Raw genomic sequence first — 23,352 nt, 5'->3', positions numbered from 1 at the left:
CCCATGCCGGTTTCGCTTGGCGCTTTGCACAATGAAGACAGCGCGCGACGTTCGCTTGTCGCGCCGGAGCGGGGCGATACAGGGCGTTGGGGAGAATAGCGATGACGAACTTTCTTGTCGGCCGTGGCGCGCGTCATCACTGGCTTCGTCGAGGCTGGACGATCGCGCTCGCGGCACTCGCGCTGCTGCAGTTTTCCGCCGCACAGGCGCTGCCGATCTTCGCGCGGCAGACCGGGCAAAGCTGCGTCGCCTGTCATGCCGGCGGGCAATTTCCGGAGCTCACGCCGTACGGGCGCCTGTTCAAGCTGAACGGCTATACGCTTGGCGAGCGCACGATTCCGCTCGCCGCGATGGCCGTCGGCGACCTGACCAAGACGCGCGCGAACAGCGACGCCAACGGCAATCCGATCACGCCGAAGAACGGCCTGCCGATCTTCGATTTCGCGAGCGTGTTCCTCGCCGGGAAGATCACCGACCATATCGGCGGCTTCGCGCAGTTCACCTATGCGAACTACGATCACCAGGACGCCAGCGGCAAATGGAAAGGCTGGTGGGCGTCGGACAACACCGACTTCCGCTTCGTCGACCGGATCATGTCCCCCGCGAACGACCTGATCCTCGGCCTGACGCTGCACAACAATCCGACCGTGCAGGACGTCTTCAACACCGCGCCGGCCTGGAGCTACCCGTACATCGGGTCGGCGATCAGCCCGGTTGCCGGCGTGCCGGTCACGCCGGTGATCGAAGGGGCCCTCGCGATGCAGGCCGTCGGCACGGGCGCGTACCTGTACTGGAACAAGACGGTCTATGCAGAGCTGACCGCGTACAGCACGGCCGACGGCATCTGGTCGTTCCTGAGCCACGGGAGCAAAGCGGGGAACCCGGACCATCCGCAGGTCTATCTGCGCGGCTACAACCCGTATGCGCGCATCGCGCTGACGCACGACTGGGGCCCTCACAGCCTGATGGTTGGCGCGTTCGGGTTCAGCGTCAACATCTATCCGAACGACCCGAACAGTTTCCCGATCTTCGGCGCGGGCGTCACGCGCTATCGCGACTATGGCTTCGACACGCAGTACCAATACCTGCTGGAGCCGCACACGATCACCGCGCAGGCGCGCTACGTGCGCGAGAACATTCACGACCCGAACAACTTCGTGGTGAGCGACAACACGGCGGCGAACCTCAACTCGCTGCGGCTCAAGGCGTCGTACATCTACCAGAACAAATACGGCGTCAGTCTGTCGTTCTTCAACACGACGGGCACGCCGGACAGCACGCTGTACGCGGCCAGCGCGAACTTCCATCCGAACACGCAGGGCTGGACGCCGGAGATCTTCTGGATACCGGTGCAATACGTGCGCGTCGGCCTGCAGTACACGCACTTCACCAAGTTCCTCGGCGCGACGACCAATTACGACGGAAACGGGCGCAACGCGAGGGACAACGACACGCTGTTCCTGTACCTATGGGTCGCTTCGTTCTGACCTTCCGTCCGGCATTTCCCGTGCGCGTGGCCGACTGGAGCACGCGCAGCGGGAGGGCGGCGCGCATCTCGCATCGCGTGTCGGTGCGCATGCGCACCGTCGCAGAACGGAATCGTTTCAGAGGGCGGCGGAAATTGCGTCAAGGAGGTCCCTGACATGAACAAGATGGCCCATCTCGTGTCGCTTGCGATGCTGCTGGCCGGGTCGGCGTGCCATAACCTGGAGCGCTCGCGGCAAGTCGACAACCCGGCCGTGGCGGGCAAGACCATCGCGCTGCAGGTGTGCTCGAACTGCCACGGCGCGACCGGCGTGTCGGTGTCGCCGATGTTTCCGAAGCTCGCCGGGCAGCGCAAGGAATACCTCGTCGATCAGCTGACGGACTTCAAGCTTCACACGCGGGCCGATCCGAACGCGAAGCGGTACATGTGGGGCTTCACGCACCTGACCGACGCGCAGATCGACGAGCTTGCCACGTATTTCTCCAGCCAGAGCACGACGCTGGGCGACATCGGCGATCTCGCGCTGATCAGCGCGGGCAAGTCGATCTTCGAGTCGGGCCTGCCGGACAAGGGCGTGTCGGCGTGCATCGGATGTCACGGCCAGCACGGCGAGGGCGTCGAGCGGTTTCCCCGTCTCGCCGGCCAGCATGCGGACTACGTGGTCAAGCAGCTCAGGATCTTCCGCGAAACGGACACCCGGCCGCGCGGCACGGTCATGAAGGAGGTGTGCGCGAACATGTCGGAGCATGACATGCGCGCGGTGGCGGCGTACGTCGAGGCGTTCCCGCCGGAGGCCGAGGCGCCGGCAAGTCCGCCCGAGGATCGCTGAACATTTCAGCGCTTCGTCTCCCCCCGGGGCGGGGCGCTGCTTTTTATTCCTGAGTTAAGCGGTTCCGTCACGGTGACGACGATGAAGATCATGCAATCCTCTCGCGGCGGCGCGGCGCTGGTCCGCCAGCCGCGGCAGCGGCGGCGGGCTGCCGAGCCGCTGCTTGCGCCGCACGGCGCGCGCCCGTTCCTGCTGCGTCTCGACATCGTCGACTGGCTGTTCGCGCTCGCGATGGTCGCAGGCGCAGCGTTCGCACTGACGCGCTACGCCGCGTTCATGAACGGCTACGACAAGGCGGTGCTGATCGGCACCGTCCCGGCGCTCGTCACGCTCGGCTGGCGCTGGAAGCCGGCCCGGCTGCTGATGGCGTCGATCGCGGTGCTGGCGCTGCTGTCGATCCGGATCTACCAGGGCGACCTGGCGCGCGCGGACTCGGCGTTCTTCCTCAAGTACTTCCTGTCGAGCCAGTCGGCGATCCTGTGGATGAGCGCGCTGTTCGTGCTCGCGACGGTGTTCTACTGGATCGGCACGCTCGCGCGCTCGGCGTCCGCCGCCGCGATCGGCCAGAAGCTCACGTGGGTCGCGGTGCTGATGGGCTTCGCCGGGATGATGGCGCGCTGGTACGAGTCGTACCTGATCGGCGCCGACGTCGGCCATATCCCGGTGTCGAACCTGTATGAAGTGTTCGTGCTGTTCAGCCTGATCACCGCGCTGCTCTACCTGTATTACGAAGGCCACTACGGCACGCGCGCGCTCGGCGCGTTCGTGCTGCTGATCATCAGCGCGGCGGTCGGCTTCCTGATGTGGTATTCGATCGCGCGCGACGCGCAGCAGATCCAGCCGCTCGTGCCGGCGCTGCAGAGCTGGTGGATGAAGATCCACGTGCCGGCGAACTTCATCGGCTACGGCAGCTTCGCGCTGTCGGCGATGGTGTCGGTCGCGTACCTGATGAAGGAGCGGGGCGTGCTCGGCGATCGCCTGCCGGCGCTCGAGGTGCTCGACGACGTGATGTACAAGTCGATCGCGGTCGGCTTCGCGTTCTTCACGATCGCGACGATTCTGGGCGCGCTGTGGGCGGCCGAGGCGTGGGGCGGCTACTGGAGCTGGGACCCGAAGGAGACCTGGGCGCTGATCGTGTGGCTGAACTACGCGGCGTGGCTGCACATGCGGCTGATGAAGGGCCTGCGCGGCACGGCCGCCGCGTGGTGGGCGCTGACGGGCCTGATCGTCACGACGTTCGCATTCCTCGGGGTCAACATGTTCCTGTCGGGGCTGCACAGCTACGGGCAGCTTTGACGCGGCGCGCATGGCGCCGTCTACCGTGTTCTACCCATGCATGTCGGCGAGTGTTCCTACTTCAAGCGGGCGGCGCGCCGGACGAGAATGTCATCGGGTGCATCCGTGCATGCGTGAAGCAAGGTAGGGGGAGGGGCCGTGAGACGCATCTATTTTCTGTTGCCGACGCCGCAGTGCGCGCATCTGATCGTGAACGAGCTTCTGCTGCAACGGGTCGAGTGGCGGCACATCCATGTCGTTGCAAACCGCCACACCGTGCTTGACGGCTTGCCGACCGCGACGCTGGCGCAGCGCAGCGACCTGCTGCCGTCGCTGGCGCGCGGCACGGCCGTCGGCTGTGCGACCGGAATGGTGATGGCGCTGCTCGCCCTGGCCTTTCCGCCGGCGGGCCTGCCGATCGCCGGCGGCGCCGTGGTGACGATCACGTTGTCCGGCGCCGGCTTCGGCGCATGGGCGGCGTCGATGATCGGCGTCGACGTGCCGAATACGCGGCTGAAGCGGTTCGAGGAAGGGATCGAGCGCGGCGAGCTGCTGATGATGATCGACGTCGCGAAGGACCGCGTGCATGAAATCGAAGACCTGATCAAGCTTCACCACGCGGAGGCGCACCTCGAGGGCGAGGACCCGACCATTCCCGCGTTTCCTTGAGCGGCTGGCCGGGCCGACGCTACCGTTCGCACGGCGTGCGCTGCCTCGCGATGCGCGGTGCGAGCATCGGCATCGGCTAGTTCGCGGCCAGCAGCTGCTTGTAGCGCGCGAGCACGCGCGGCACGTAAAGGCGCGTCTGCGCAAACGCCGGGATGCGATAGCCGGCGCGGATCACCGCGCTCTCTCCGGCGTTGTATGCGGCCAGCGTGAGCTCGACGTTCTCCTTGAACAGGTCGAGCAGGAATCTCAGGTATTGCGCGCCGGCCAGCACGTTCTCGCGCGGATTGAGCATGTCTCCGCGCGAAAAGCGTCGCGCGGTGCCGGGCATCAACTGCATGAGTCCGAGCGCGCCTCTGTCCGACACCGCCTTCGGGTTGTAGCCGGACTCGACGTCGATCACCGCGCGCAGGAGTTCGGGGCGAACGCGAAACGCGTGGCTCGCTTCTTCGATCACGTCCGCGAACCGCGACAGCACGGCGCCGTCGGCCGGTCTCGACGACGCGCGCGGCGCGTCCGGCCCGGCGGCCGGCGGGCCCGCGACGATCACCTTCAGACCGGCGTTGCCGGGCTCGTTCGTCAACACGATGACGCCGCTGCTCGTGACCGCACCGAATATCTCCGCGCATGCGCCGCACGGCCATGCGGCGCCGAGCCCCACGCATGCGGCGACGATGGCGTTTCCCAGGCGGGATGAAAGGCAGTGGTGCATCTTCCGGATCTCCTGCACCTGAATTGTGGTGTACGAAAAATCCGTGCTGCAATGGGGCGCCTCCCTACACTTCGATGCACGTATCGCCGGACGTGACGGGTTGTGCAAGATTGTTACATCGGTAATCGGCGGTAATGAAAATCGAGCGGCGCCGATTACATTTCTTGCGGTGCGCCATCCGGTTTATTCCGGCTTTTATGTTGTCGCGATTCAATCATTTTCGCCGGCCGCGAAAAACGAGTGGTAATTCCGCTATCCGTAGTCGCACTAATCCGGCGAAAGGCGCCAAAAGGATTCATTCCTGAAACACACGGGACGAACCCCGGCCGTTTCCGGGCGGCCGTGCCGCGCCCGGGCCCCGGCTGGGGCTGGCAGGCCGGGCCGTGGCGCGAACCTTGCTCAATCGAGCGACATGACAGTCGGTTGCGGAGGCAAATGCATGGATAAATCAGGACTGGGAACGATACCCAGAGAGCGTTGCCGGCCCTGCGGATACGACATGGCCATATCGAACGTTCCGCAGCGACCGGGTAGGGGGGCAACCGGGAGTGGAAGACGTGAACACCAAATGTCGCGTGGTAATTGCAGAAGACCATGATCTGCTGAGAAGCGGCCTGCGCTCGATGCTGTGCGCGCAAGGCGATTACGAGGTGGTCGGCGAGGCGAGGGACGGCAAGGAGGCGTGCCAGCAGGCGCTCGCGCTTGCCCCGGACCTGATGCTGATCGATCTGTCGATGCGCGGGATGAACGGCATCGATGCCAGTGCAACGATCAAGCGGCGCTCGCCGCAGGTGCGCATCGTTGCGCTGACGGTGCACCAGAGCGAGGAGTATGTGCGGGAAGCGCTGCGTGCGGGCGTCGACGGCTACGTGCTCAAGGACGTCTCGTTCGACGAGCTGCTGCTGGCGATGCGCACGGTCATGCAGGGCAAGAAGCACCTGAGCGCGGACGTGTACGGGTATATGGTCGATTCGTTCGTGACCGGCCGCGAAATGCCCGCGCCGAAGACGGCCTGGGACATCCTGACCGCGCGCGAGCGCAGCGTGCTGAAGCTGATCGCCGAAGGGCGCACCAACCGGCAGGTCGGCCAGTACCTGAACCTGAGTCCGAAGACGATCGAGAAGTATCGCGCCAGCATGATGCACAAGCTCCATATCGCGAACCTGACGGAGCTGGTGCTCGTCGCGATGAACATGGGGCTGCTGACGTCGCTGGCGGCGAAGTGCGCGGAGCCCAACGCGAACGACGTGCCCGCTCACTCGACCGGCCACGGCAGTCAGGCGGGCGACGCCGATGCGAGGGCGCCGTTGCGCGAATATCCGCTCGGCGAGGCGGACGGCTGAGCGGGACGGCTGAGCGCGACGCGCGCGTCGCGTCACAGCCTCCAGGTCGCCGAGACGAGCGTGCCGCTCGTGGCCGACGATCGGATCGAGAACGTGCCGCCGTGCGACTCGACGCGGTACTGCATGCCGATCAGGCCGAGCCCGGTCATGCGCGCGTCCTCCGTCGCCAGCGGGCGGTGCTCGTAGCCGACGCCGTCGTCCTGGATCGTCAGCAGCAGGCCGCCCGCGACGTGCTGCAGGCCGAGCGAGATTTCGCTGGCTTGCGCGTGCTTGACGATGTTGTTGAGCGCCTCCTGCGCGACCCGGAACATGTCCGCTTTCAGATGCTCGGGCACGTCGTCGTCGTCGACGTCGCAATTGAACGTGACCGACAGCGTCTCCGTGTCGCGCTCGATGCGCCGGCACAACGAAGCCAATGCCGCGGGCAGGCCGAGCTGGTCGAGCATCAGCGGCCGCAGTTCCCCGCATATCTGCCGCACGTCGCCGATCGTTTCGCGGATGCGCTGAACCGTGGCGTCGAGCAGGCTCGCGGCCTCGTCGACGTCGCCGCGGCGCAGGCGCATGAGCGCGTCCTCGTTCATCAGCTTGACGAGCGTCAAGGCCTGGCCGATGCCGTCATGCAGTTCCGAGCTCAGCCGGTGGCGCTCCTTCTGCTGACCCAGCATCAGCCAGGTCTGGCAAGCGCGCGCATCGGCGTCGAGCGATTCGGACGGGCCGTGCGGCTTCATCTCGAAGCTCAGCGGTTCCTCGAACAGCGTCAGCAGCATGCCGGCGCCCGCGTCCCCGGCGGGGAGCGGCTGCTGATGCAGCAGGAGCGGCACGGGATGGCCGGTGCGCCCGCAGAGCGCCGCGCTGAACGAGTGAAACGGACTGCGGGCGCTCGTCGACAATTCGTCCGTCAATTCGGCATGGGTGTCGTCGGGCGCGAGGTCGGCGAGATGCTTGCCGACGAGATCGTCGTTCGAGTAGCCGAGCAGCGCCGCGGCGCTGCGATTCACGCAGACGAAGACGCCGTCGGGCGTGAGAATGGCAAGCGCCGCCCCGCGCGCATCGGTGACGATGCCGGCGCCGCGATCGCCTGGACGGACCGCGCTGCGAAGCTTGCGCATCGCGTCGATCAGGTCGAGCAGCCTGATCTGCGGTCCTTCGGGCTGGCGTTCACGCATGAGAGCCCCCGATGCTGCGTTATCAGGAAACCGTAATGGCGCTGTGATTCTAGGCCGCGACCGGCACATCCAGCAATCGGGTGAATGCGGGTGCGCGGCGTGGGGGGCATCCCGGCTGCGGACGACGGGTAATCCACCAAGCGGACTTACCCTACCGGCCTTTGGGGGGCGTCATCCAATGACCGTTGCGGACAGATTCCGGACACTGCACGGGCGAGGTGGAGAAGCCCTCGCGGCCTCGCTTATCGCCAGGGAGACGGATATGAAAGGGACTGCGAAATCGACGGCGGGCGCATTCTTGCTCGCGGGCGCCGCGCTTGCCGCGGCTGCGGCGTGGGGCGCGCCTGAAGAGAGCGCCGCCGGGAGCGTCATGGAGAACGCGACCGGAAGCGCGACCGAGAGCGCGGCGCCGAGCGCCGCCGGGAATGCGACCCGCGACGCGGCCGAGGATGCTCAACGGAACGCTGCCGGCAGCGCCAACGAGAACGATGCCGGGAGCATGATGGAGACGCCGGCCGAGCAGGCGCCCGAGGCTGCTCCGGCGAACACCGGCGGAAAGGCGGCCGGCGAGGCCGCCGAGAGCGCGATCGACAACGCCGTCGGGAACGCTGCCGAAGGCGCCACCGAAAGCGCTGCGGAAAGCGCCACCGAAACCGCGGACATGCACATGCATCACGCTGTCGCGCCCGGCACGACGCACTCGATGGCCGACTATGCATTGCCGCCGGTGGAGCTCGTGCGGGACGACGGCAAGACCGTGTCGCTGGTCGACGAGCTGAACGACGGCCGGCCGGTGATCCTGACGTTCATCTACACCAGTTGCACGACCATCTGCCCGATGATCAGCCAGACGCTCGAGCGGCTGCAGGGCGAGCTCGGCAGCGACCGCGACAAGGTGCACATCGTGTCGATCTCGATCGACCCGGAAGAAGACACGCCCGCGCGGCTGCGGGCCTATGCGGCGAGATTCGACGCCGGCCCCGAGTGGCAGCACTACACCGGCACGGTCGACGCGAGCATCGCCGCGCAGCGCGCGTTCAACGTGTACCGCGGCGACAAGATGAATCACGCACCGGTGGCATTCCTGCGCGCAGCGCCAGGCAGGCAATGGATGCGCATCGACGGCTTCGCGACGCCGTCGGAACTGCTCGCGGCCTATCGCGACGTCGTCGCGTCGGACTAGCCGCGCGCGTCCGGCAAGGAGCGACGAAATTGGACAAGAAGACTCGCGTGCTGGTGGTCGAGGACCAGCATCTGTTGCGCGTCGGCCTGTGCCGCATGGTTTCCGAGCTGGACGACTACTGCATCGTGGGCGAGGCGAGCGGCGGGTACGAGGCCTGCCGCCTCGCCGCGCTCATGCAGCCCGACCTGATCCTGATGGACCTGTCGATGCCGGGCGGCAGCGGCTTCGAGGCGATCGCGGCGATCAGGCGCGATGCGCCGCATGCGCGCATCATCGTGCTCACCGTTCACCGCAGCGAAGGTCACGTGCAGGAGTCGTTCGCCGCCGGGGCGGCCGCCTACGTGGTCAAGGATGCGTCGTTCGCCGATCTGGTCCGCGAGATGCGTTTCGTGATGCAGGGCAAGTGCGTGGTCAGTCTCGACGCGTATCGATCCCGCGCATGCGCGCAGGGCTTGCGCGACGATTCGGCGCACAAGGCGCGGCTGTGGAATGCGCTGACCGGCCGCGAACGCATGGTGCTGCGGCTCGTCGTCGAAGGTCATACGAGCCGGCAGGTCGGCGAGTGCCTGAAGCTCAGCCCGAAGACGGTGGAAAAGCATCGCGCGAACCTGATGCGCAAGCTCGGCATCGCGAACCTCGCCGGCCTCGTCCACTTCGCGATCGACATCGGCGTGCTCGCGCTGAGCGACGACGACCGGGTGTGAAAACCCGCCAAAAACGGGTGGAGCAACTGGGGGGGCTTTACCCATGCCGATGGACGGCACTCCCTACTTCTGGCCCGTATCGACCTGAACAAGAATGCATTCAGGGGCTTCAGCGCTGCTGAAGCGGCGGGTCGCTACAGGGAGGCAGCCGTGCGCGACGAATCGTCCTCGATCCAGCCCGGCGTGCCGGGGCACGTGCGGCGTGGCGCCGCGCCGCTTTGCCGCGCGTGCGCAAGCCGCGGCTTCACGTTGCTCGAACTGCTCGTCGTGATGGTCATCATCGGCTTGCTCGCGGGACTCGTCGCGCCGCGGTATTTCGAACAGGTCGGCAAGTCGAACGTGAAGATCGCGCGCGCGCAGATCGTGTCGCTCGGCCAGGCCCTCGATCAGTACCGGCTCGACGTCGGCGCCTATCCGACGACCGAGGAAGGTCTCGACGCGCTCGTGAACAAGCCGCAGAACGCGCAGCGGTGGAGCGGCCCGTATCTGCAGAAGGCCGTGCCGGTGGACCCGTGGGATCGGCCGTACCAGTATCGTTCGCCCGGCGAGCATGGCGACTACGACCTGTTCTCGCTCGGCAAGGACGGGCGCGGCGGCGGCACCGGCGAGAACGCGACGATCTCGTCGTGGTAGGGGGCAGGCGCGGTGCTCGCGCCTGCCGTGAGCAGGCTGGCAAGGAGAGTCGACGTGAAGTTCGTGCTGCGTGTCTTCGATACGAGTGGCTCGGTCCAGACGGTTCGCGTCGACAGCGATTCGCCGGCGAGCGCGAGCGCGCTCGCGCGCTCGCGCGGCTTTCGCGTCGTGTCGGTGAGCGCGGACGCGCGGCGGCAGCGGCGCGGCGCGAACCGGCTCGGCATGCCGGGCGCGCGTTTCAACGTCGAGCTGTTCGCGCGCGAGCTCGCGGCGCTGCTCGACGCGGGCGTCGGCGTCGTCGACGCGCTGCGCACGCTCGGCGGCAACGAGCGGCGCGAGGCGTCCGCGCAGGTGTATCGCGACTTGCTGCGGCAACTGGAAGAGGGGCAGTCGCTGTCCGCGGCGCTCGAGCATGCGAGCGACGTCTTCCCGCCGGTGCTGGTCGCGTGCGTGAAGGCGAGCGAGCAGACCGGCGGGCTCGCCGGCAGCCTGACGCGCTATTCGCGCAACAGCGCGACGCTCCACGAGCTGCGCGCGCGCGTGGTGTCGGCGGCGATCTATCCGACGGTCCTGCTGTTCGTCGGCGCGGCCGTCGTGCTGTTCCTGCTCGGCTTCGTCGTGCCCCGGTTCGCGACGCTGCTCGAACACAGCGGGCGCGAACTGCCGCTGATGTCGCGCCTGCTGATGGCGTGGGGCGGCATGGTGCACGCGCACGGCGCCGGGCTGGGCATCGGCCTCGCGGTGCTGGCCGTGGCGACGGCCCTCGCGTTGCGCCGGCCGGCGCTGCGGATCTGGATCGCCGATCGCCTGCTGGCGCTGCCCGGCATCGGGCAGCACTTCCGCGTGTTTCGCCAGTCGCAGTTCTATCGCACGACGGCGATGCTGGTCGACGGCGGCATTCCCGCCGTGCGCGCGTTCGACCTCGCGCGCGGCCTGGTCGGCGGCGCGGACCGGGCCGCGCTCGCGCTCGCGCTGCAGCAGGTGCGCAACGGCGCCCGGATTTCCGACGCATTCCAGCAGGCCGGCCTCGCGAACGCGATCGCGTACCGGCTGCTGACGGTGGCCGAGAAGACCGGCGGCCTCGGCCGCGTGCTCGACCGGATCGCCGCGTTCCAGGAAGCGCAGGTCGCGCGCACGATCGACCTGATCTCGCGGCTGATCGAGCCCGCGATGATGATCGTGATCGGCGTGGTCATCGGCGGGATCGTCGTGCTGATGTACCTGCCGATCTTCGAGATCGCGTCGAGCATTCAGTAGACCGCCTGGGGCACGCACGTGGATACCGTGACCACACCATCGGAAGCACTTCCCGACGCGGGCGCCGACCTGCGCGACACGCTGCGCGCGCTCGCCGAGCGGCACGGTTCCGGCATTCGCGCGCTCGAGGAGCTGATGGCGCGCACGTCGCTCGGCGCGGACGAGCTGCGCACGCAGCTCGCCGCGCAATTCCGGATGAAGCCGATCGGCATGCGCGAGCTGAGCCGGCTCGAACCGGATTTCGACGTGGTGCCGTTCGTCGACGCGACGGCGCGGCTGTGCGTGTGCTTCCGCCACCCGGACAACGGCAACGCGCTGCTGTTCGCCGTCGCCGATCCGCTCGATGCGCGCACCCGCGGCTGGGTCGAGCACCGGATGCGCGCGCGGCCGGCGGTGCCTTACGGCTGGGCGCTCGCGAGCGCGGGCGACCTCAACGCGTACCTGACCGTGCGCGAGAAGGACGTGCGCGCGATGGACTCGCTCGCGTTCGACGATCCGATCCAGCGCACCGCCGATCCGGCGTCGCTCGCGCTGACGCTGCAGGGCATCAGCAGCGACGACAGCCCGGTGGTGCGGCTGCTCAACTCGACGATCTACGACGCGCTCAAGATGCTGGCGAGCGACATCCACCTCGAATGCCGCGCGAACGGGCTGATGATCAAGTGCCGCGTCGACGGCGTGCTCACCGTGGTCGGCCGCATCGACGGGCGCGACGTCGCGGACCAGGTGCTGTCGCGCGTGAAGGTGATTTCCGAGCTGGATATCGCGGAGCGCCGCGTGCCGCAGGACGGGCGCTTCAAGGCGCTGTACGCGGGGCGCGAGATCGATTTCCGCGTGTCGATCATGCCGAACCAGTTCGGCGAGGACGCGGTGCTGCGGATTCTCGACCGCTACCAGCTGTCGCAGGCCGCGGGCGGCCTGACGCTCGAGGCGCTCGGCTTCCAGCCGGCCGACACGCGCTTCATGCGCGCGATCGCGTCGATGCCGTACGGGATGCTGCTCGTCACGGGGCCGACCGGCAGCGGCAAGACCACGACGCTCTACGCGATTCTCACCGAGATCAACAACGGCCTCGAGAAGATCGTGACGATCGAGGACCCGGTCGAATACCAGCTCGGCGAAATCCTGCAGATTCCGGTGAACGAAGCGAAGGGGCTGACGTTCGCGCGCGGGCTGCGCTCGATCCTGCGGCACGACCCGGACAAGATCATGGTCGGCGAGATCCGCGATCCCGAAACCGCGCAGATCGCCGTGCAGGCCGCGCTGACCGGGCACCAGGTGTTCACGACCGTGCATGCGAACAACGTGTTCGACGTGATCGGCCGCTTCACCAACATGGAGGTCGATCCGTACAGCTTCGTGTCCGCGCTCAACGGCGTGATCGCGCAGCGGCTGTTGCGCCAGTGCTGCCCGGACTGCCTGGCCGAGGACACGGTCGACGCGGACGCGCTCGCGCGCTCCGGCATCGACCCGGACGCGGCCGGCAGCTACCTGTTTCGCCGCGGCGCCGGCTGCGCGATGTGCCGCGGCAGCGGCTATCGCGGGCGGCGTGCGATCGCGGAGGCGCTGCGCATGAACGACGAGCTGCGGCAACTGCTGTCGGAGCGCGCGCCGCTCGGGCACATCAAGGCGGCGGCGCTGCGCGGCGGGATGACGACGCTTCGCTCGGCGGCGATCGAGCTGGTCAGGCGCGGCGAAACGACACTCGAGGAGATCAACCGTGTCACGATGGTTGAATAGTCCGGTTGCGATCGGCGTCGGCGCGCGCGAGGTCGTCGTCGGCGCCCGCACGCGCGGACGGTGGTACCTGCGCAAGCGGGCGCCGGCCGCCGAGCCGGTCAGCGTCGCGATTCCCGACGCGCAGTTCGGCACCGGGCCGGGCGTGCTCGACGCGCTGCGCGCGGCGCTCGGCGCCCTGCCCGGCGCCGGGCAGCAGGGCGGGGCGGCGCCGGCCGCGGCGCCAATGATACGCAGTGCATACGTCGTGCTCGACGATTTCTGGTGCAACCACGCGATCCTGCGCGGCGACTTCCGCACGTTGCGCGCGCGCGAGCTCGAAGCCGTCGCGCGCGCGCATTTTTCGGACACCTGCGGGATCGACGGCGATGCGCTGGTCGTGCGCCTGTGCGTGCAGCACGGCGGCCGCGCGCTGTTCGCGAGCGCGATGCCGCGCGCGCTGCACGACGGCATGCACGAAGCGTGCGCCGCCGGCGCGATTCGCATCCGCAGCCTGCGGGCGTGTCTTCCGCAGCTGCTGAACCGGATCGCGGCGGGGTGCGAAGGCGATGCGCTGCTGCTGTTCGTCGCGGGCGAGCTGATGCAGGCGGTGATGATCGAGCGCGGCGGCTGGACCGCCTATGACGCGCAGCGCCTGTTCGCGGGCGATGCGGGCGACGCGTCGCGGCTCGCCGAACTCGCCGGGCAACTGTTCGAGCGTTCGGCGACGCGGGCGGGCCTGAGGCGCGAGGACTGCCGGATCTACCTGTGCGGCATCGACATGGACCCCGCGCCGTTCGCCGAACGTTTCGCGGCGGCGATCCGCCCGCCGCAGCCGGCCCTCGACGGGTCGCTCGCGCGCCGGCTGATGGAGGTGGCGCAATGATTCCGCTCGTCGACATCGATTTCGGCCGGCGCCGCGCGCGCGCGCCGCGCCGGGCGGCATGATCCTGCTGGCCGTCGCCGCCGTGCTGCTGATCGCGTGCGGCGCGCGGCTGTGGCACGCGTATGCGGAAAACGATCGCGCGCAGGCGGCGGTGGAGGCCGTCCGCCATCGGACGTTCGCGCAGCGGCACGTCGCGAAGCCGCCGCCGACTCCGGCGGCGAAGCTCGCGGAGAAGCAGGGCCAGGCGATCCTGCGCGAACTGACGGTGCCATGGCAGGACCTCTTTTCGATCGTCGAGGACTATCCGGACCACGACGTCGCGCTGATCGGCATCGACCAGAACCCGGCGCAGAGCCAGATCCGCATCACCGCCGAGGCGAAGAACCTCGACGCGATGGTCGTCTACCTGAAGTATCTGCAGGCGAGCGTGCTGCTGCGCGAAGCGGTGCTCAACGGACACGTGATCGAGGACAACGTGCCGGGCAAGCCGGTGCGTTTCCAGGTCACGGCCGTGTGGAGAAAATCATGAACGCGGCCCGGTTGCGCGACGCGCTGCTCACGGTGCGCTACGAACTGCGGCGCGCGTTCGGCCTGCCGGGGCTCGCCGGCGTGCTGATGCTCGGCGCGGCGGCTGTCCTGTACGCGGCCGTCGCGAACGTGGAAGCCGACACGCGCGCGATGCGGGACCCGGCGGGGCTCGCGCGGGCGGCGCGCAGCCATCCGGCGGGCGAGCGCCACGCGGCGGCGGAAGCGGTCGCGCTCGACGCGCTGCCCGACCTGTTCCCGCGCTTTTCGCAGAGCGCGGACGACATCGCCGCGATCTTCGCGCAGGCGCGCGACAGCCACCTGACGCTCGGGGCCGCCGAGTATCAGGTGACGACCGACTCGGGCGCGCGCTTCGCGCGCTATCAGGTGCTGCTGCCCGTCAAGGATCAGTACGGCGCGATCCGTCAGTTCGTCGCGCGGGTGCTCAACAACGTGCCGAATGCGGCGCTGCAGGAAATCCACGTCGCGCGCCCCGCCGTGAACGGCAACGTGCTCGACGCGCGCGTGCGTTTCGAGCTTGTCTACCGGAGCGCGCAGCCATGAAGCCGGTCGCCGTGAAACCCGCCGCCGTCATGCGCATCGCGCTGGCGGTGTGCTGCATCGTCGCCGGCGTCGCCGGGTATCGGATGCTGGTCGCGGCGTCGCCGGCGCCGTCGCCGCGCGCGGCGTTCGGCCACCTGCACCGCGATGGCGCGCCCGCGCGGCCGGTTGCCGGGCATCGCGCGCCGCCGTCTCGAGCAATCGCGCAAGCGGCGTCCGCGGCGGCTGCGGCGTCGAGCGCACAGGTCGATACGCCCACGCCGGCGGCGACGCCGCGGGAGAAACTCGCCGCGTTGCGCGCGCCGGTGTCCGTCGAATCGGCGAACGATCCGTTCACCGCATCGTCGTGGCTGCCGCCGCCGCCCGTCGAGGCGCCGCTGCCCACCGCGCGCCCGGCGCCGCCGACGGCGCCCCCGGTGCCGTTCACCTACGTCGGCGAACTCGATGCGAAGGCGGACAAGCCGCAGGTGTTTCTCAGCAACGGCGATCAGTTGCTGATCGTGTCGCCCGGCGACGTGATCGATGGCCAGTACCGTGTCGACGCCGTGTCGGCGTCGAACGTGGTGCTGACTTATCTGCCGCTGAACCAGACGCAGGTGGTGTCCATTCCAGTGGAGGCAAAGTGATGAAAACCTCACGCACACGGGGGGCGCGCCGCGACGGGAACAGCGGTCGATCGACATGCGTCGCGCCTGTCACCCCGTTCGATTCCCGTTGCGCGCCGGCGAGCCGGATCGCGACGAAACGCGCGCTGGCGATCGCCGCGGCGGTGCTCGCATGCGGCGGTTGCGCACACGTGCCGAACCTCCACGACGATCCGACCAACGCGCAGGTGAAGATCGATGCGATGCACGACCGCGACGCCGAAATCAACGAACTCCTCGACAACGCCGACCGGCTTCGCCAGGACAACCAGTTCGACGCCGCGTCCCGCTCCGTTTATATGGCGACCGAGCTCGATCCGCGCAGCGAGCGTGCGCGCAGGATCGGCGCGATGATCGAGCAGGACCGCAAGCACCTGGCGATCCTGCAGGAAGCCGACCGGATGATGAAGCGCGGCTCGTATGCGCAGGCGGCCGATCGCGTGCACCGCGTGCTGGTCGAGAACCCGGCCAATGCGATGGCGCTGCGGATGCAGCGCGAGCTCGACGAAAAGCGCCGGCAGCAGCACGCGGAACGCGACGACAAGCTCGCCGCTTCGTCGATCATGCGCACGCCGGTGTCGCTGCAGTTCCGCGACGCGAACGTGCGGATGGTATTCGAGGCGCTGTCGCGCACGTCCGGACTGAACGTGATCTTCGACCGCGACGTGCGGGCCGACCTGAAGACGACGATCTTCGTGCAGAACGCGTCGCTGCAGGACACGGTCGACATGATCCTGTTGCAGAACCAGCTCGACAAGAAGCAGATGAACGCGAACACGCTGTTCATCTACCCGGCGACGCCGGCGAAGGAGCTCGAATACCAGGAGCTCAAGGTGCGCACGTTCCAGTTGTCGAACGTCGACGCGAAGCAGATCCAGTCGCTGCTGAAGAGCCTGCTGAAAGTGAAGGAAGTCGTGATCGACGAGCGCGCGAACACCGTGACGATTCGCGGCACGCCGGACATGATCAAGGTGGCCGACGAGATGATCGCCGCGCAGGACTTGCCGGAGCCGGAGGTGATGCTCGAAGTCGAGGTGCTGGAAGTGTCGCACGAGCGGATGTCGCAGCTCGGCATCAACTGGCCAAACTCGTTCACCGTGTCGACGCCGAGCACGGTGAATACCTGGGGCGCGCTGCATCATCTGCCGGTCAATGCGCTGAACGTCAGCGGCCTGTCCGCCACGGCGGACTTCAAGCTCACGGACACCGATGCGAACCTGCTCGCGAGCCCGCGCATCCGCACGCGCAACAAGGAGAAGGCGCGCATCATGATCGGCGACAAGGTGCCGGTGATTTCGAGCTCGAGCACGCCGAGCACGAGCGGGCCGTCGTTCACGCAGATGATCCAGTACCTCGACGTCGGCATCAAGCTCGAAGTGGAGCCGCAGGTCTATCGCGACGGCGACGTCGGCATCAAGCTCAATCTCGAGGTCAGCAACATCACCAATACGATCCAGAGCGGCAATTCGCAGGGGCTCAGCTCGCTCGCGTATCAGATCGGCACGCGCAGCGCGTCGACGAGCCTGCGGCTGCGGGACGGCGAAACCCAGATCATGGGCGGGCTGATCTCGGACGAGGACCGCCGCAACGCGAACAAGGTGCCGGGGCTCGGGCAGTTGCCGCTGCTCGGCCGCCTGTTCTCGGATCACGAAGGCGATCACAAGAAGACCGAGATCGTGCTGCAGATCACGCCGCACATCGTCCGGCCGCAGGTCGCGGCGGACGCGGACACGCAGGAAGTATGGTCGGGCACCGACGTCAACGTGCACGCCGACGAGCTGCGGCTCGATCCCGTGGCGCTGAACGCGGAAGCGCCCGCGGAGCCGGCCGCGCGGCCCAAGGCGCGGCCGGTGCCCGGCAGCGTCGGCGGCGGCACGTCGGGCGCGAGCGCGGCTTCGGCGTTGGGCGCGGCGGCGACCCGCGCGCTGCCGTCGCCGGAGAGCGGCGCGTTCGGGCAGATGCCGGCCGCACCGCGCACGACGCCGCCGCCGGAACCGTACGGCGGGCGTTTCTCGCGACAGCAGCCCGCGCCGGCGACGGCGCCCGCGAAGGCGGCGGAGCCCGCGCAGGGCGCGGCGCAGGCGGCCGAGCCGGCGGGCAACGAAGCGGAACCGGCCCCGGGCGCCACCGTGACGCCGGTCGCGCCGCCGGCGCCTGCCGCACCGCCGGCACCCCCGGCGCCCGCCGCGGCGCCGGCCGCCGCGCCGGCCGCCGCGCCGCCGCCGTCGACGCTGCAGATGCCGGCGGGCGACATCCCGAACGAAAACCCGCTGCATCCGATCCAGAACGGGAACTGAGCCGTGGCCACCCGGAACGGCACGGGGCGTCACGCCCGGCGCGGCTTCACGCTGATCGAGATGGTGATCACGCTCGCGCTCGTGGGCATCCTCGCGCTCGCGATCATGCCGTTTTCCGAGCTGGTCGTGCAGCGGCAGAAGGAGCAGGAGCTGAGCGCCGCGCTGCGCGAGATCCGCACCGCGCTCGATGCGTACAAGGACGCGAGCGACGCGGGGAAGATCGAAAAGGACGCGGAGGCGTCCGGCTATCCGCCGTCGCTGGGCGTGCTCGTGACGGGCGTGAAGGACGCGCGGGACCCGAAGGGCGGCCTGCTGATGTTCCTGCGCCGCGTGCCGCGCGATCCGTTCTTCACCGGCGACCCGGATACGCCGGCCGAGGAGACCTGGAACGTGCGCGCCTACGGCCAGCCGCCGGATCAGGCGGCCGGCGGGGCGGCAGGCGATTCGTCCGCGAACGACGCGGCCGGCAAGGACGTGTTCGACGTGACGTCGAAATCCGCGCGCGTCGGCATCAACGGCATCCCGTACAGACAATGGTGACGGTGCACCCATCATGAAACCCGCTCGCATGCACGGATCGCACGGCTTCACGCTGATCGAAATCGTGGTCGTGATGGCCATCATCGGCCTGCTCCTGACGCTGGCGGTGCCGCGCTACCTGCACAGCATCGAACGCGGCAAGGAGCAGGTCCGGCAGCAGAACATCGCGGTGATGCGCAACGCGATCGACCAGTACTTCGGCGACAACGGCCAGTATCCCGAGACGCTCGACGAACTGGTCGCGAGGCATTACCTGCGCGTGGTCCCGGTCGATCCCGTGAACGGCGACGACAAATGGGCGGTGATCGCGTCGCCGGACGAGACCAAGCCGGGGGTCTACGACGTGGCGCCCGCGAGCAGCGCGCAGGGCGAGCCGCCGCACGCGGCGGGAGCGGCGCGATGAGCGCGGCCGGCCGGGCCGTGCGCCGGGCGCATGCCGCGCGTCAGCGCGGGCTCGTGCTGCTCGCGCTGCTGATCGCGCTGATGCTGATGTCGATCGCGCTGGCCGGCGCGCTGGACGTCTGGGCGCTGCAACGGCGCCGCGAAGACGAGAAGCAGCTGCTGTTCGCCGGCGACCAGTATCGCAGGGCGATCGTGCGCTACTACGGCCTGGCCCGCGCGTACCCGGCGAGCGTCGACGATCTGGTGGACGACACGCGTTTCCCGACGCCGCGGCATCATCTGCGGCGCGCGTATCCGGACCCGCTGACCGGCCGGGCCGACTGGATGTTCCTGTGGCGAGCCGACCGCTTCTACGGCGTCTACAGCAGCGTCGACCGGGCCACCGTCAAGCGTGCGGGCTTTCCGCGGCAATACGCGGATTTCGACGGCGAGGAGACCTACGCGAAGTGGAAGTTCCTTTACCTCGCGCCGGGCCTGGCGATGCCGGCCGGCGATGCGGCGCCGGCCGCGCCCGCGACGGCGGCCAGCGCGCCGAGCCTGTCCGGGTTCGGCGGGTATCTGCCGGGGCAGCAGCGGTCCGGATTGCGGTGACGCGCGGCGGATCGGCGCGCGCGGCGAAGTCTCTGTTATCTTCGGGGGCTTCCGAACGACTTCCCGACCGATTTTCATGACCGACCGCATCGTTGCCGCGTTCGATTTCGACGGCACCATCACCACCTCCGACAGCTTCCGCCATTTCGTCCGCTCCGCGATCGGCACGCCGCGCTTCGCGTGGGCGGGGCTGCGCGCGCTGCCGTGGATCGTCGCGATGAAGGCGGGGCGGCTGTCGCGCGGCGACGCGAAGGCGAAGTTCGCGTGGTTCGCGTTCGGGCCGATGCGCGAGGACGCGCTGGAGGCGGCAGCGTGCCGCTTCGTCGCGACGGACCTGCCGCGGCTCGTGCGCCCCGAAATGCTCGAGCGGATTCGCGAGCATCGCGCGCGCGGCCACGAACTCGTGCTGGTCAGCGCGTCGCCGTCGCTGTACCTGGAGAAGTGGGCGAAGACGGCCGGCTTCGACGCGGTGCTCGCGACGCGGCTCGCGTTCGAGCGCGGCGCGTTCGCCGGCCGGCTCGACGGCGAGAACTGCTGGGGGCCGCAGAAGGTGGCGCGGCTGAGCGCGTGGTGGGGCGAGCATCCGCCGCGGCAGCTGTTCGCGTATGGCGACAGCCGCGGCGACAAGGAGATGGCCGAGCGCGCGAACTGGGCGTGGATTCGCGGGCAGGGGCCGATGCCGCCGATCGACGCGTGACGCGTGATGTCTGGCGTGGATGGCAGTTCGCGGCGCGTGCGCGCCGCTTACTGCAGCATGAAGATCTCGTATTCGAGCGTATCGAGCTTCCGGTCCAGCCAGCTTATCCCGACGAGCACCACGACGAGCAGCGCGATCGCGAATCCGTACCCGTAGAACACCGGGCCGGCGGCGAGCGATGCCGCGGTCAGGCACCCGTTCAGCACGCAGAACATCGCGATCAGCGCGAGCGCCGGCCGCTGCCGGTCGAGATAGATGAAGCTGTTCATGATCGCGAGGAACACCATCTGCAGGCTGGTCGCGATCACCTGCACCGACAGCAGCGGCATGTAGAGCCGCGAGATGCCCATCGCGTCGAGCAGCAGCGGGCCGGTCGCGAGCACGACCAGCACGGTCAGCGCCTGCACCTTGACGATGTCGAACAGCGCGCTGCGCAGCGACTGCGCCATCGCGTCGTGCGCGTACTCGATCTGCTGCAGCGAGCCGCCTTCGCGGATCGCGGTGTTGAACGCGCGGTAATGCGCCGCGAACTCGGTCTCGACGCGCAGCATGAACACCGCCATGCCCGGCGTGATCGCGAGATACGCGAGGAAGATCGGGATGTCGTAGATGACCGACGCATGCAACGATCCGATCACGGCCTGCCCGGAGCTCGGCGAATACCAGAACATGATCTTGTCGATCCAGATGCCGAGGTTGTACAGCAAGCCGATCAGCAACAGCGCCGGATAGTGATGCGCGCGCCGCAGCAGGTCGAACGAGACCACGCGCGACGCCGAGAAGCCGCCGTAGACGCGGATTAGCAGCAACAGCAGCAACAGCGTCTGGCCGAGCACGAAGCCGTACAGCAGCCCTTCGAGGCCGAAGCGCTTCAGCCCGACCGCGGCCACCGTCGTCACCGCGTAGCCGACGAAGAACGCGCGCAGGATGCCGGTGTATTGCTTGAGCCCCGCGAGAAACACGCTGGCGATCCAGATGTCGCACAGCAGCGCGAAGCCGGCGACCATCAGCGCGCGGTACAGCGCGCTTTGCGCGTCGAACGCGAAGCCGGCGGCGAGCAGGCCCAGCATGATCGCGCCGGCCGTGACCGCGAGCAGCGCGCCGGTGAAGTTCGGCAGGATCGCGTCGAGCTGCCGGTCGAACAGGCGGTCGCTCGTGAAGCGGGTGAGCGTGAGCTGCATCGGGCCGGTGACGATTAGGCTTGCGCCGATCAGGTAGGTCGCGGACACCTGGAAATCCGACACCATCGCGTTCGGCAACAGCGGCGACGCGCCGAGCAGCCCGACCAGCAGCATGCCGACGATCGACCATATCCACGGCCCGGCGCCGACCAGCCCGGCATACGTATACGCGCGCATGATGCCGAGCAGCGAATTGTGCCGGGCGAGCCGGCGCAGCTTGATTCCGATGGCGGACATCGATCGCTCCTTCGTCCCGGGCCGGTTGCCGTCGCTCGCGGCGGCGCGCCGGCGACTGGCGCAAGCCCTTCGTTCGCGGCGCTTGTCGCGCGCCGCCTGCCACTCGCCGCGCGCCGCTGGCCGCGCGCCGCTAGCCGTGCGCCGCTAGCCGCGCGCCGCTGGCCGCGTGCCCGCGTACGGACACGCCGACGCGGCGCCGGCTGCGCGTCCCGCATCCGGCATGTGCCGGTCCGGCGCGCCGGCCAGCATCGTGTACAGCGCGCGATAGGCGCCGACCATCCGCTCCTGCGAATAGAAGCGCTCGACGCGCGCGATGCCGGCCGCTTGCGCCGTGCGCCACGCGTGGTCGTCGGCGAGCAGCGCGAGCGCCTCGTGCGCGAGCGCGACCGGGTCCGCGATCGGCACGAGCCGGCCCGCGGCGCCGAGCGCGGCGTCGTCGGCGTCCGAGCCGTGGATCAGCTCGCAGCACGCGCCGACGTCGGTCGTGACGACCGGCACGCCCGCGGCGAACGCCTCGAGGATCACGAGCGGCAGCGCCTCCGAGATCGAGCTCAACACCAGCACGCCGATCTTCGGCAGCAGCTCGTCGATGCGCTGCATGCCGAGCAGCGTCACCTTGCCCGCGAGGCCGAGGCGGTCGATCAGTTCGCGGCACTCGGCCGCGTACGACGGGTCTTCGCTTTCCGGCCCGGCGATCCAGGCCTCGGCGTCCGGCATCGCCCGCACCACGGTCAGCATCGCGCGGATGAAGGTCTTCACGTCCTTGATCGGCACGACGCGCCCGATCAGGCACAGCACCTTAGGCGTGCTGGCCGGCCGCAGCCGGCGCAGCGGCGCGAGGCGGCGCAGGTCGACGCCGTTCGGAATCGTGTGCGTCTTAGGCGGCGGCGCGCCGTCGACGATCTGGCGGCGCCGGTTGCCTTCGTACAGCGCGACGATGTCGTCGGCGGCCGCGTAGGTCATCTTGCCGAGCGCCTCGAAGAAGCGGGCCCACATCTCGTGGAAGTAGCCGATATGCGACGCGTCGTATTCGATCAGGTTGCGGTTGTCGCGGATCCACTGGCTCTGGAACAGCTCGATCTTGCGTTCCTTCGTGTAGATGCCGTGCTCGGAAATCAGCAGCGGCCGCCCCTGGCGGTGCCGCAGCAACGCGCCGAGAAAGCCCGCGTAGCCGGTCGACACCGCGTGATACAGGCGCATCGGGATCAACTGCTCGGCGATGCGCGCGAGCTGCCACAGCGGCCGGTGCATCAGGCGCACGGACCAGAAATAGTCGGAGAACGACGGGTCGCTGCAGTACGCGCGATACTGGTCGGTCAGGAACGTCCACGCTTCCTGGCTGTACAGGAACTGCGCCTCGTCGAGCCGGTGCTCTTCGGTCAGGTCGTCGACGACGCGCCGCACGAGCCGGTTGTCGAGCGGCGCGTCGGCGGGCCGCCGGAGCTGTTCGTGCAGCAGCGCGATCCGCTCGAACGCGTCGCGGTTGCCGGGCACGCTGCGCACCGGCCCGGACGGCGGATCGGCGTCGTACAGGTAATGAACCTCGAGGTGGGCGACGTTGGCCGGCAGCGGGTAGGACATCTTCGGATAGTCGTCCGGCTTGCTGCCGAGAAAGCACAGGCCGAAAGTGTACTCGGGAAACGCGCGGATGATGTCGTGCACCCACGACGACACGCCGCCGCTCACGTACGGATAGGTGCCCTCGAGCAGCAGCCCGATGTCCGCGCACGCCGCGCGCGGCAGCACGTTGCCGAGTGCATCGGTGACGGTGGCCGGCCGGTTGCCGGGGCGCGTGTCGAGACCGGAGTCGCGCATCATGGT

23 protein-coding genes and 1 pseudogene are annotated in these 23,352 nt (G+C 68.7%); 20 read left to right on the top strand and 4 right to left on the bottom strand.

Translation table 11 applies throughout. From position 1 onward, the window contains the following. The first annotated feature begins 101 nt into the window (after nucleotides 1–101). The 4 genes from KY49_RS10515 to KY49_RS10500 all read left to right on the top strand — a co-directional run bounded on the left by KY49_RS10515 (nucleotide 102) and on the right by KY49_RS10500 (nucleotide 4,259). Nucleotides 102–1,487: a hypothetical protein gene (locus tag KY49_RS10515; protein WP_052495636.1), complete on the top strand. Its 1,386-nt coding sequence runs from the start codon at nucleotides 102–104 to the stop codon at nucleotides 1,485–1,487. Nucleotides 1,488–1,643: 156 nt separating this feature from the next. After that, entirely contained in the window at nucleotides 1,644–2,315 is a 672-nt protein-coding gene (locus KY49_RS10510; RefSeq protein ID WP_042584449.1) for a c-type cytochrome, read from the top strand. Between the two features lie 90 nt (nucleotides 2,316–2,405). Beyond that, on the top strand, nucleotides 2,406–3,611 hold the full coding sequence (ccsB, locus tag KY49_RS10505) for a c-type cytochrome biogenesis protein CcsB (protein ID WP_156162465.1): 1,206 nt from the start codon (nucleotides 2,406–2,408) through the stop codon (nucleotides 3,609–3,611). Between the two features lie 138 nt (nucleotides 3,612–3,749). Beyond that, a complete protein-coding gene (locus KY49_RS10500; RefSeq protein WP_042584448.1) occupies nucleotides 3,750–4,259 on the top strand; it encodes a hypothetical protein in 510 nt (169 codons plus the stop codon). 76 nt (nucleotides 4,260–4,335) lie between these two features. On the opposite strand, the gene KY49_RS10495 is transcribed toward KY49_RS10500, so the two are convergent. Then, nucleotides 4,336–4,968 carry a lytic transglycosylase domain-containing protein gene (locus tag KY49_RS10495; RefSeq protein ID WP_052495642.1) on the bottom strand — a complete coding sequence of 211 codons (633 nt, stop codon included), beginning with the start codon at nucleotides 4,966–4,968 and terminating at the stop codon, nucleotides 4,336–4,338. Nucleotides 4,969–5,011: 43 nt separating this feature from the next. Here KY49_RS10495 and KY49_RS37050 point away from each other — a divergent pair, with 43 nt between their 5' ends. Both KY49_RS37050 and KY49_RS10490 read left to right on the top strand, forming a co-directional pair. After that, nucleotides 5,012–5,215, top strand: a complete 204-nt coding sequence (locus KY49_RS37050; RefSeq protein WP_143136121.1) for a hypothetical protein — start codon at nucleotides 5,012–5,014, stop codon at nucleotides 5,213–5,215. A gap of 310 nt (nucleotides 5,216–5,525) precedes the next feature. Next, entirely contained in the window at nucleotides 5,526–6,311 is a 786-nt protein-coding gene (locus KY49_RS10490) for a response regulator (protein ID WP_230380777.1), read from the top strand. 32 nt (nucleotides 6,312–6,343) lie between these two features. Here KY49_RS10490 and KY49_RS10485 read toward each other — a convergent pair whose 3' ends face one another. After that, the gene (locus tag KY49_RS10485) at nucleotides 6,344–7,477 is read right to left on the bottom strand and encodes a sensor histidine kinase (RefSeq protein ID WP_042584447.1); all 1,134 of its coding nucleotides are present in this window, start codon (nucleotides 7,475–7,477) and stop codon (nucleotides 6,344–6,346) included. Between the two features lie 586 nt (nucleotides 7,478–8,063). Here KY49_RS10485 and KY49_RS10480 point away from each other — a divergent pair. The 14 genes and pseudogenes from KY49_RS10480 (at nucleotide 8,064) to KY49_RS10415 (ending at nucleotide 20,113) form a co-directional block, all read left to right on the top strand. Further along, a complete protein-coding gene (locus tag KY49_RS10480; protein ID WP_415869218.1) occupies nucleotides 8,064–8,660 on the top strand; it encodes an SCO family protein in 597 nt (198 codons plus the stop codon). 29 nt (nucleotides 8,661–8,689) lie between these two features. Beyond that, nucleotides 8,690–9,364 (top strand): response regulator, encoded by a 675-nt coding sequence (locus KY49_RS10475; protein WP_042584445.1) that lies wholly within the window; start codon nucleotides 8,690–8,692, stop codon nucleotides 9,362–9,364. Nucleotides 9,365–9,547: 183 nt separating this feature from the next. Further along, entirely contained in the window at nucleotides 9,548–9,997 is a 450-nt protein-coding gene (gene gspG, locus KY49_RS10470) for a type II secretion system major pseudopilin GspG (RefSeq protein ID WP_042584669.1), read from the top strand. Between the two features lie 54 nt (nucleotides 9,998–10,051). After that, entirely contained in the window at nucleotides 10,052–11,254 is a 1,203-nt protein-coding gene (locus KY49_RS10465) for a type II secretion system F family protein (protein WP_042584444.1), read from the top strand. Between the two features lie 18 nt (nucleotides 11,255–11,272). After that, complete coding sequence (locus KY49_RS10460) at nucleotides 11,273–12,994, top strand: GspE/PulE family protein (RefSeq protein ID WP_042584443.1); 1,722 nt, start codon at nucleotides 11,273–11,275, stop codon at nucleotides 12,992–12,994. Beyond that, the gene (locus tag KY49_RS10455; protein WP_042584442.1) at nucleotides 12,975–13,856 is read left to right on the top strand and encodes a hypothetical protein; all 882 of its coding nucleotides are present in this window, start codon (nucleotides 12,975–12,977) and stop codon (nucleotides 13,854–13,856) included. The genes KY49_RS10460 and KY49_RS10455 overlap by 20 nt, the downstream gene beginning before the upstream one ends. Beyond that, a pseudogene (locus KY49_RS10450) lies at nucleotides 13,853–14,385 on the top strand (hypothetical protein). The gene KY49_RS10455 and the pseudogene KY49_RS10450 overlap by 4 nt, the downstream one beginning before the upstream one ends. Further along, entirely contained in the window at nucleotides 14,382–14,945 is a 564-nt protein-coding gene (locus KY49_RS10445) for a hypothetical protein (protein ID WP_042584441.1), read from the top strand. Before KY49_RS10450 ends, KY49_RS10445 begins: the two are co-directional and overlap by 4 nt. Continuing rightward, a complete protein-coding gene (locus tag KY49_RS10440) occupies nucleotides 14,942–15,568 on the top strand; it encodes a hypothetical protein (RefSeq protein WP_042584440.1) in 627 nt (208 codons plus the stop codon). The genes KY49_RS10445 and KY49_RS10440 overlap by 4 nt, the downstream gene beginning before the upstream one ends. Further along, nucleotides 15,568–17,883: a type IV pilus secretin PilQ gene (locus KY49_RS10435; protein WP_042584439.1), complete on the top strand. Its 2,316-nt coding sequence runs from the start codon at nucleotides 15,568–15,570 to the stop codon at nucleotides 17,881–17,883. Before KY49_RS10440 ends, KY49_RS10435 begins: the two co-directional genes overlap by 1 nt. A 3-nt stretch (nucleotides 17,884–17,886) precedes the next feature. Further along, nucleotides 17,887–18,423 (top strand): type II secretion system protein, encoded by a 537-nt coding sequence (locus tag KY49_RS10430; RefSeq protein WP_071733764.1) that lies wholly within the window; start codon nucleotides 17,887–17,889, stop codon nucleotides 18,421–18,423. A gap of 13 nt (nucleotides 18,424–18,436) precedes the next feature. Beyond that, the gene (locus KY49_RS10425; protein WP_042584438.1) at nucleotides 18,437–18,826 is read left to right on the top strand and encodes a type II secretion system protein; all 390 of its coding nucleotides are present in this window, start codon (nucleotides 18,437–18,439) and stop codon (nucleotides 18,824–18,826) included. Then, on the top strand, nucleotides 18,823–19,416 hold the full coding sequence (locus tag KY49_RS10420; RefSeq protein ID WP_042584437.1) for a type II secretion system protein: 594 nt from the start codon (nucleotides 18,823–18,825) through the stop codon (nucleotides 19,414–19,416). Before KY49_RS10425 ends, KY49_RS10420 begins: the two co-directional genes overlap by 4 nt. 76 nt (nucleotides 19,417–19,492) lie before the next feature. Continuing rightward, the gene (locus tag KY49_RS10415) at nucleotides 19,493–20,113 is read left to right on the top strand and encodes an HAD family hydrolase (protein WP_042584436.1); all 621 of its coding nucleotides are present in this window, start codon (nucleotides 19,493–19,495) and stop codon (nucleotides 20,111–20,113) included. Between the two features lie 47 nt (nucleotides 20,114–20,160). Here KY49_RS10415 and pelG read toward each other — a convergent pair whose 3' ends face one another. Together pelG and pelF are read right to left on the bottom strand one after the other, a co-directional pair. Further along, entirely contained in the window at nucleotides 20,161–21,531 is a 1,371-nt protein-coding gene (pelG, locus tag KY49_RS10410) for an exopolysaccharide Pel transporter PelG (RefSeq protein ID WP_042584435.1), read from the bottom strand. A gap of 144 nt (nucleotides 21,532–21,675) precedes the next feature. Next, nucleotides 21,676–23,349 carry a GT4 family glycosyltransferase PelF gene (gene pelF / locus KY49_RS10405; protein ID WP_442854613.1) on the bottom strand — a complete coding sequence of 558 codons (1,674 nt, stop codon included), beginning with the start codon at nucleotides 23,347–23,349 and terminating at the stop codon, nucleotides 21,676–21,678. Nucleotides 23,350–23,352 lie beyond the last annotated feature (3 nt).

It is taken from the genome of Burkholderia sp. MSHR3999 (assembly GCF_000833595.1).
In the GTDB taxonomy this organism is placed as follows: domain Bacteria; phylum Pseudomonadota; class Gammaproteobacteria; order Burkholderiales; family Burkholderiaceae; genus Burkholderia; species Burkholderia ubonensis.
This window is presented reverse-complemented; position numbering and strand designations above follow the sequence as displayed.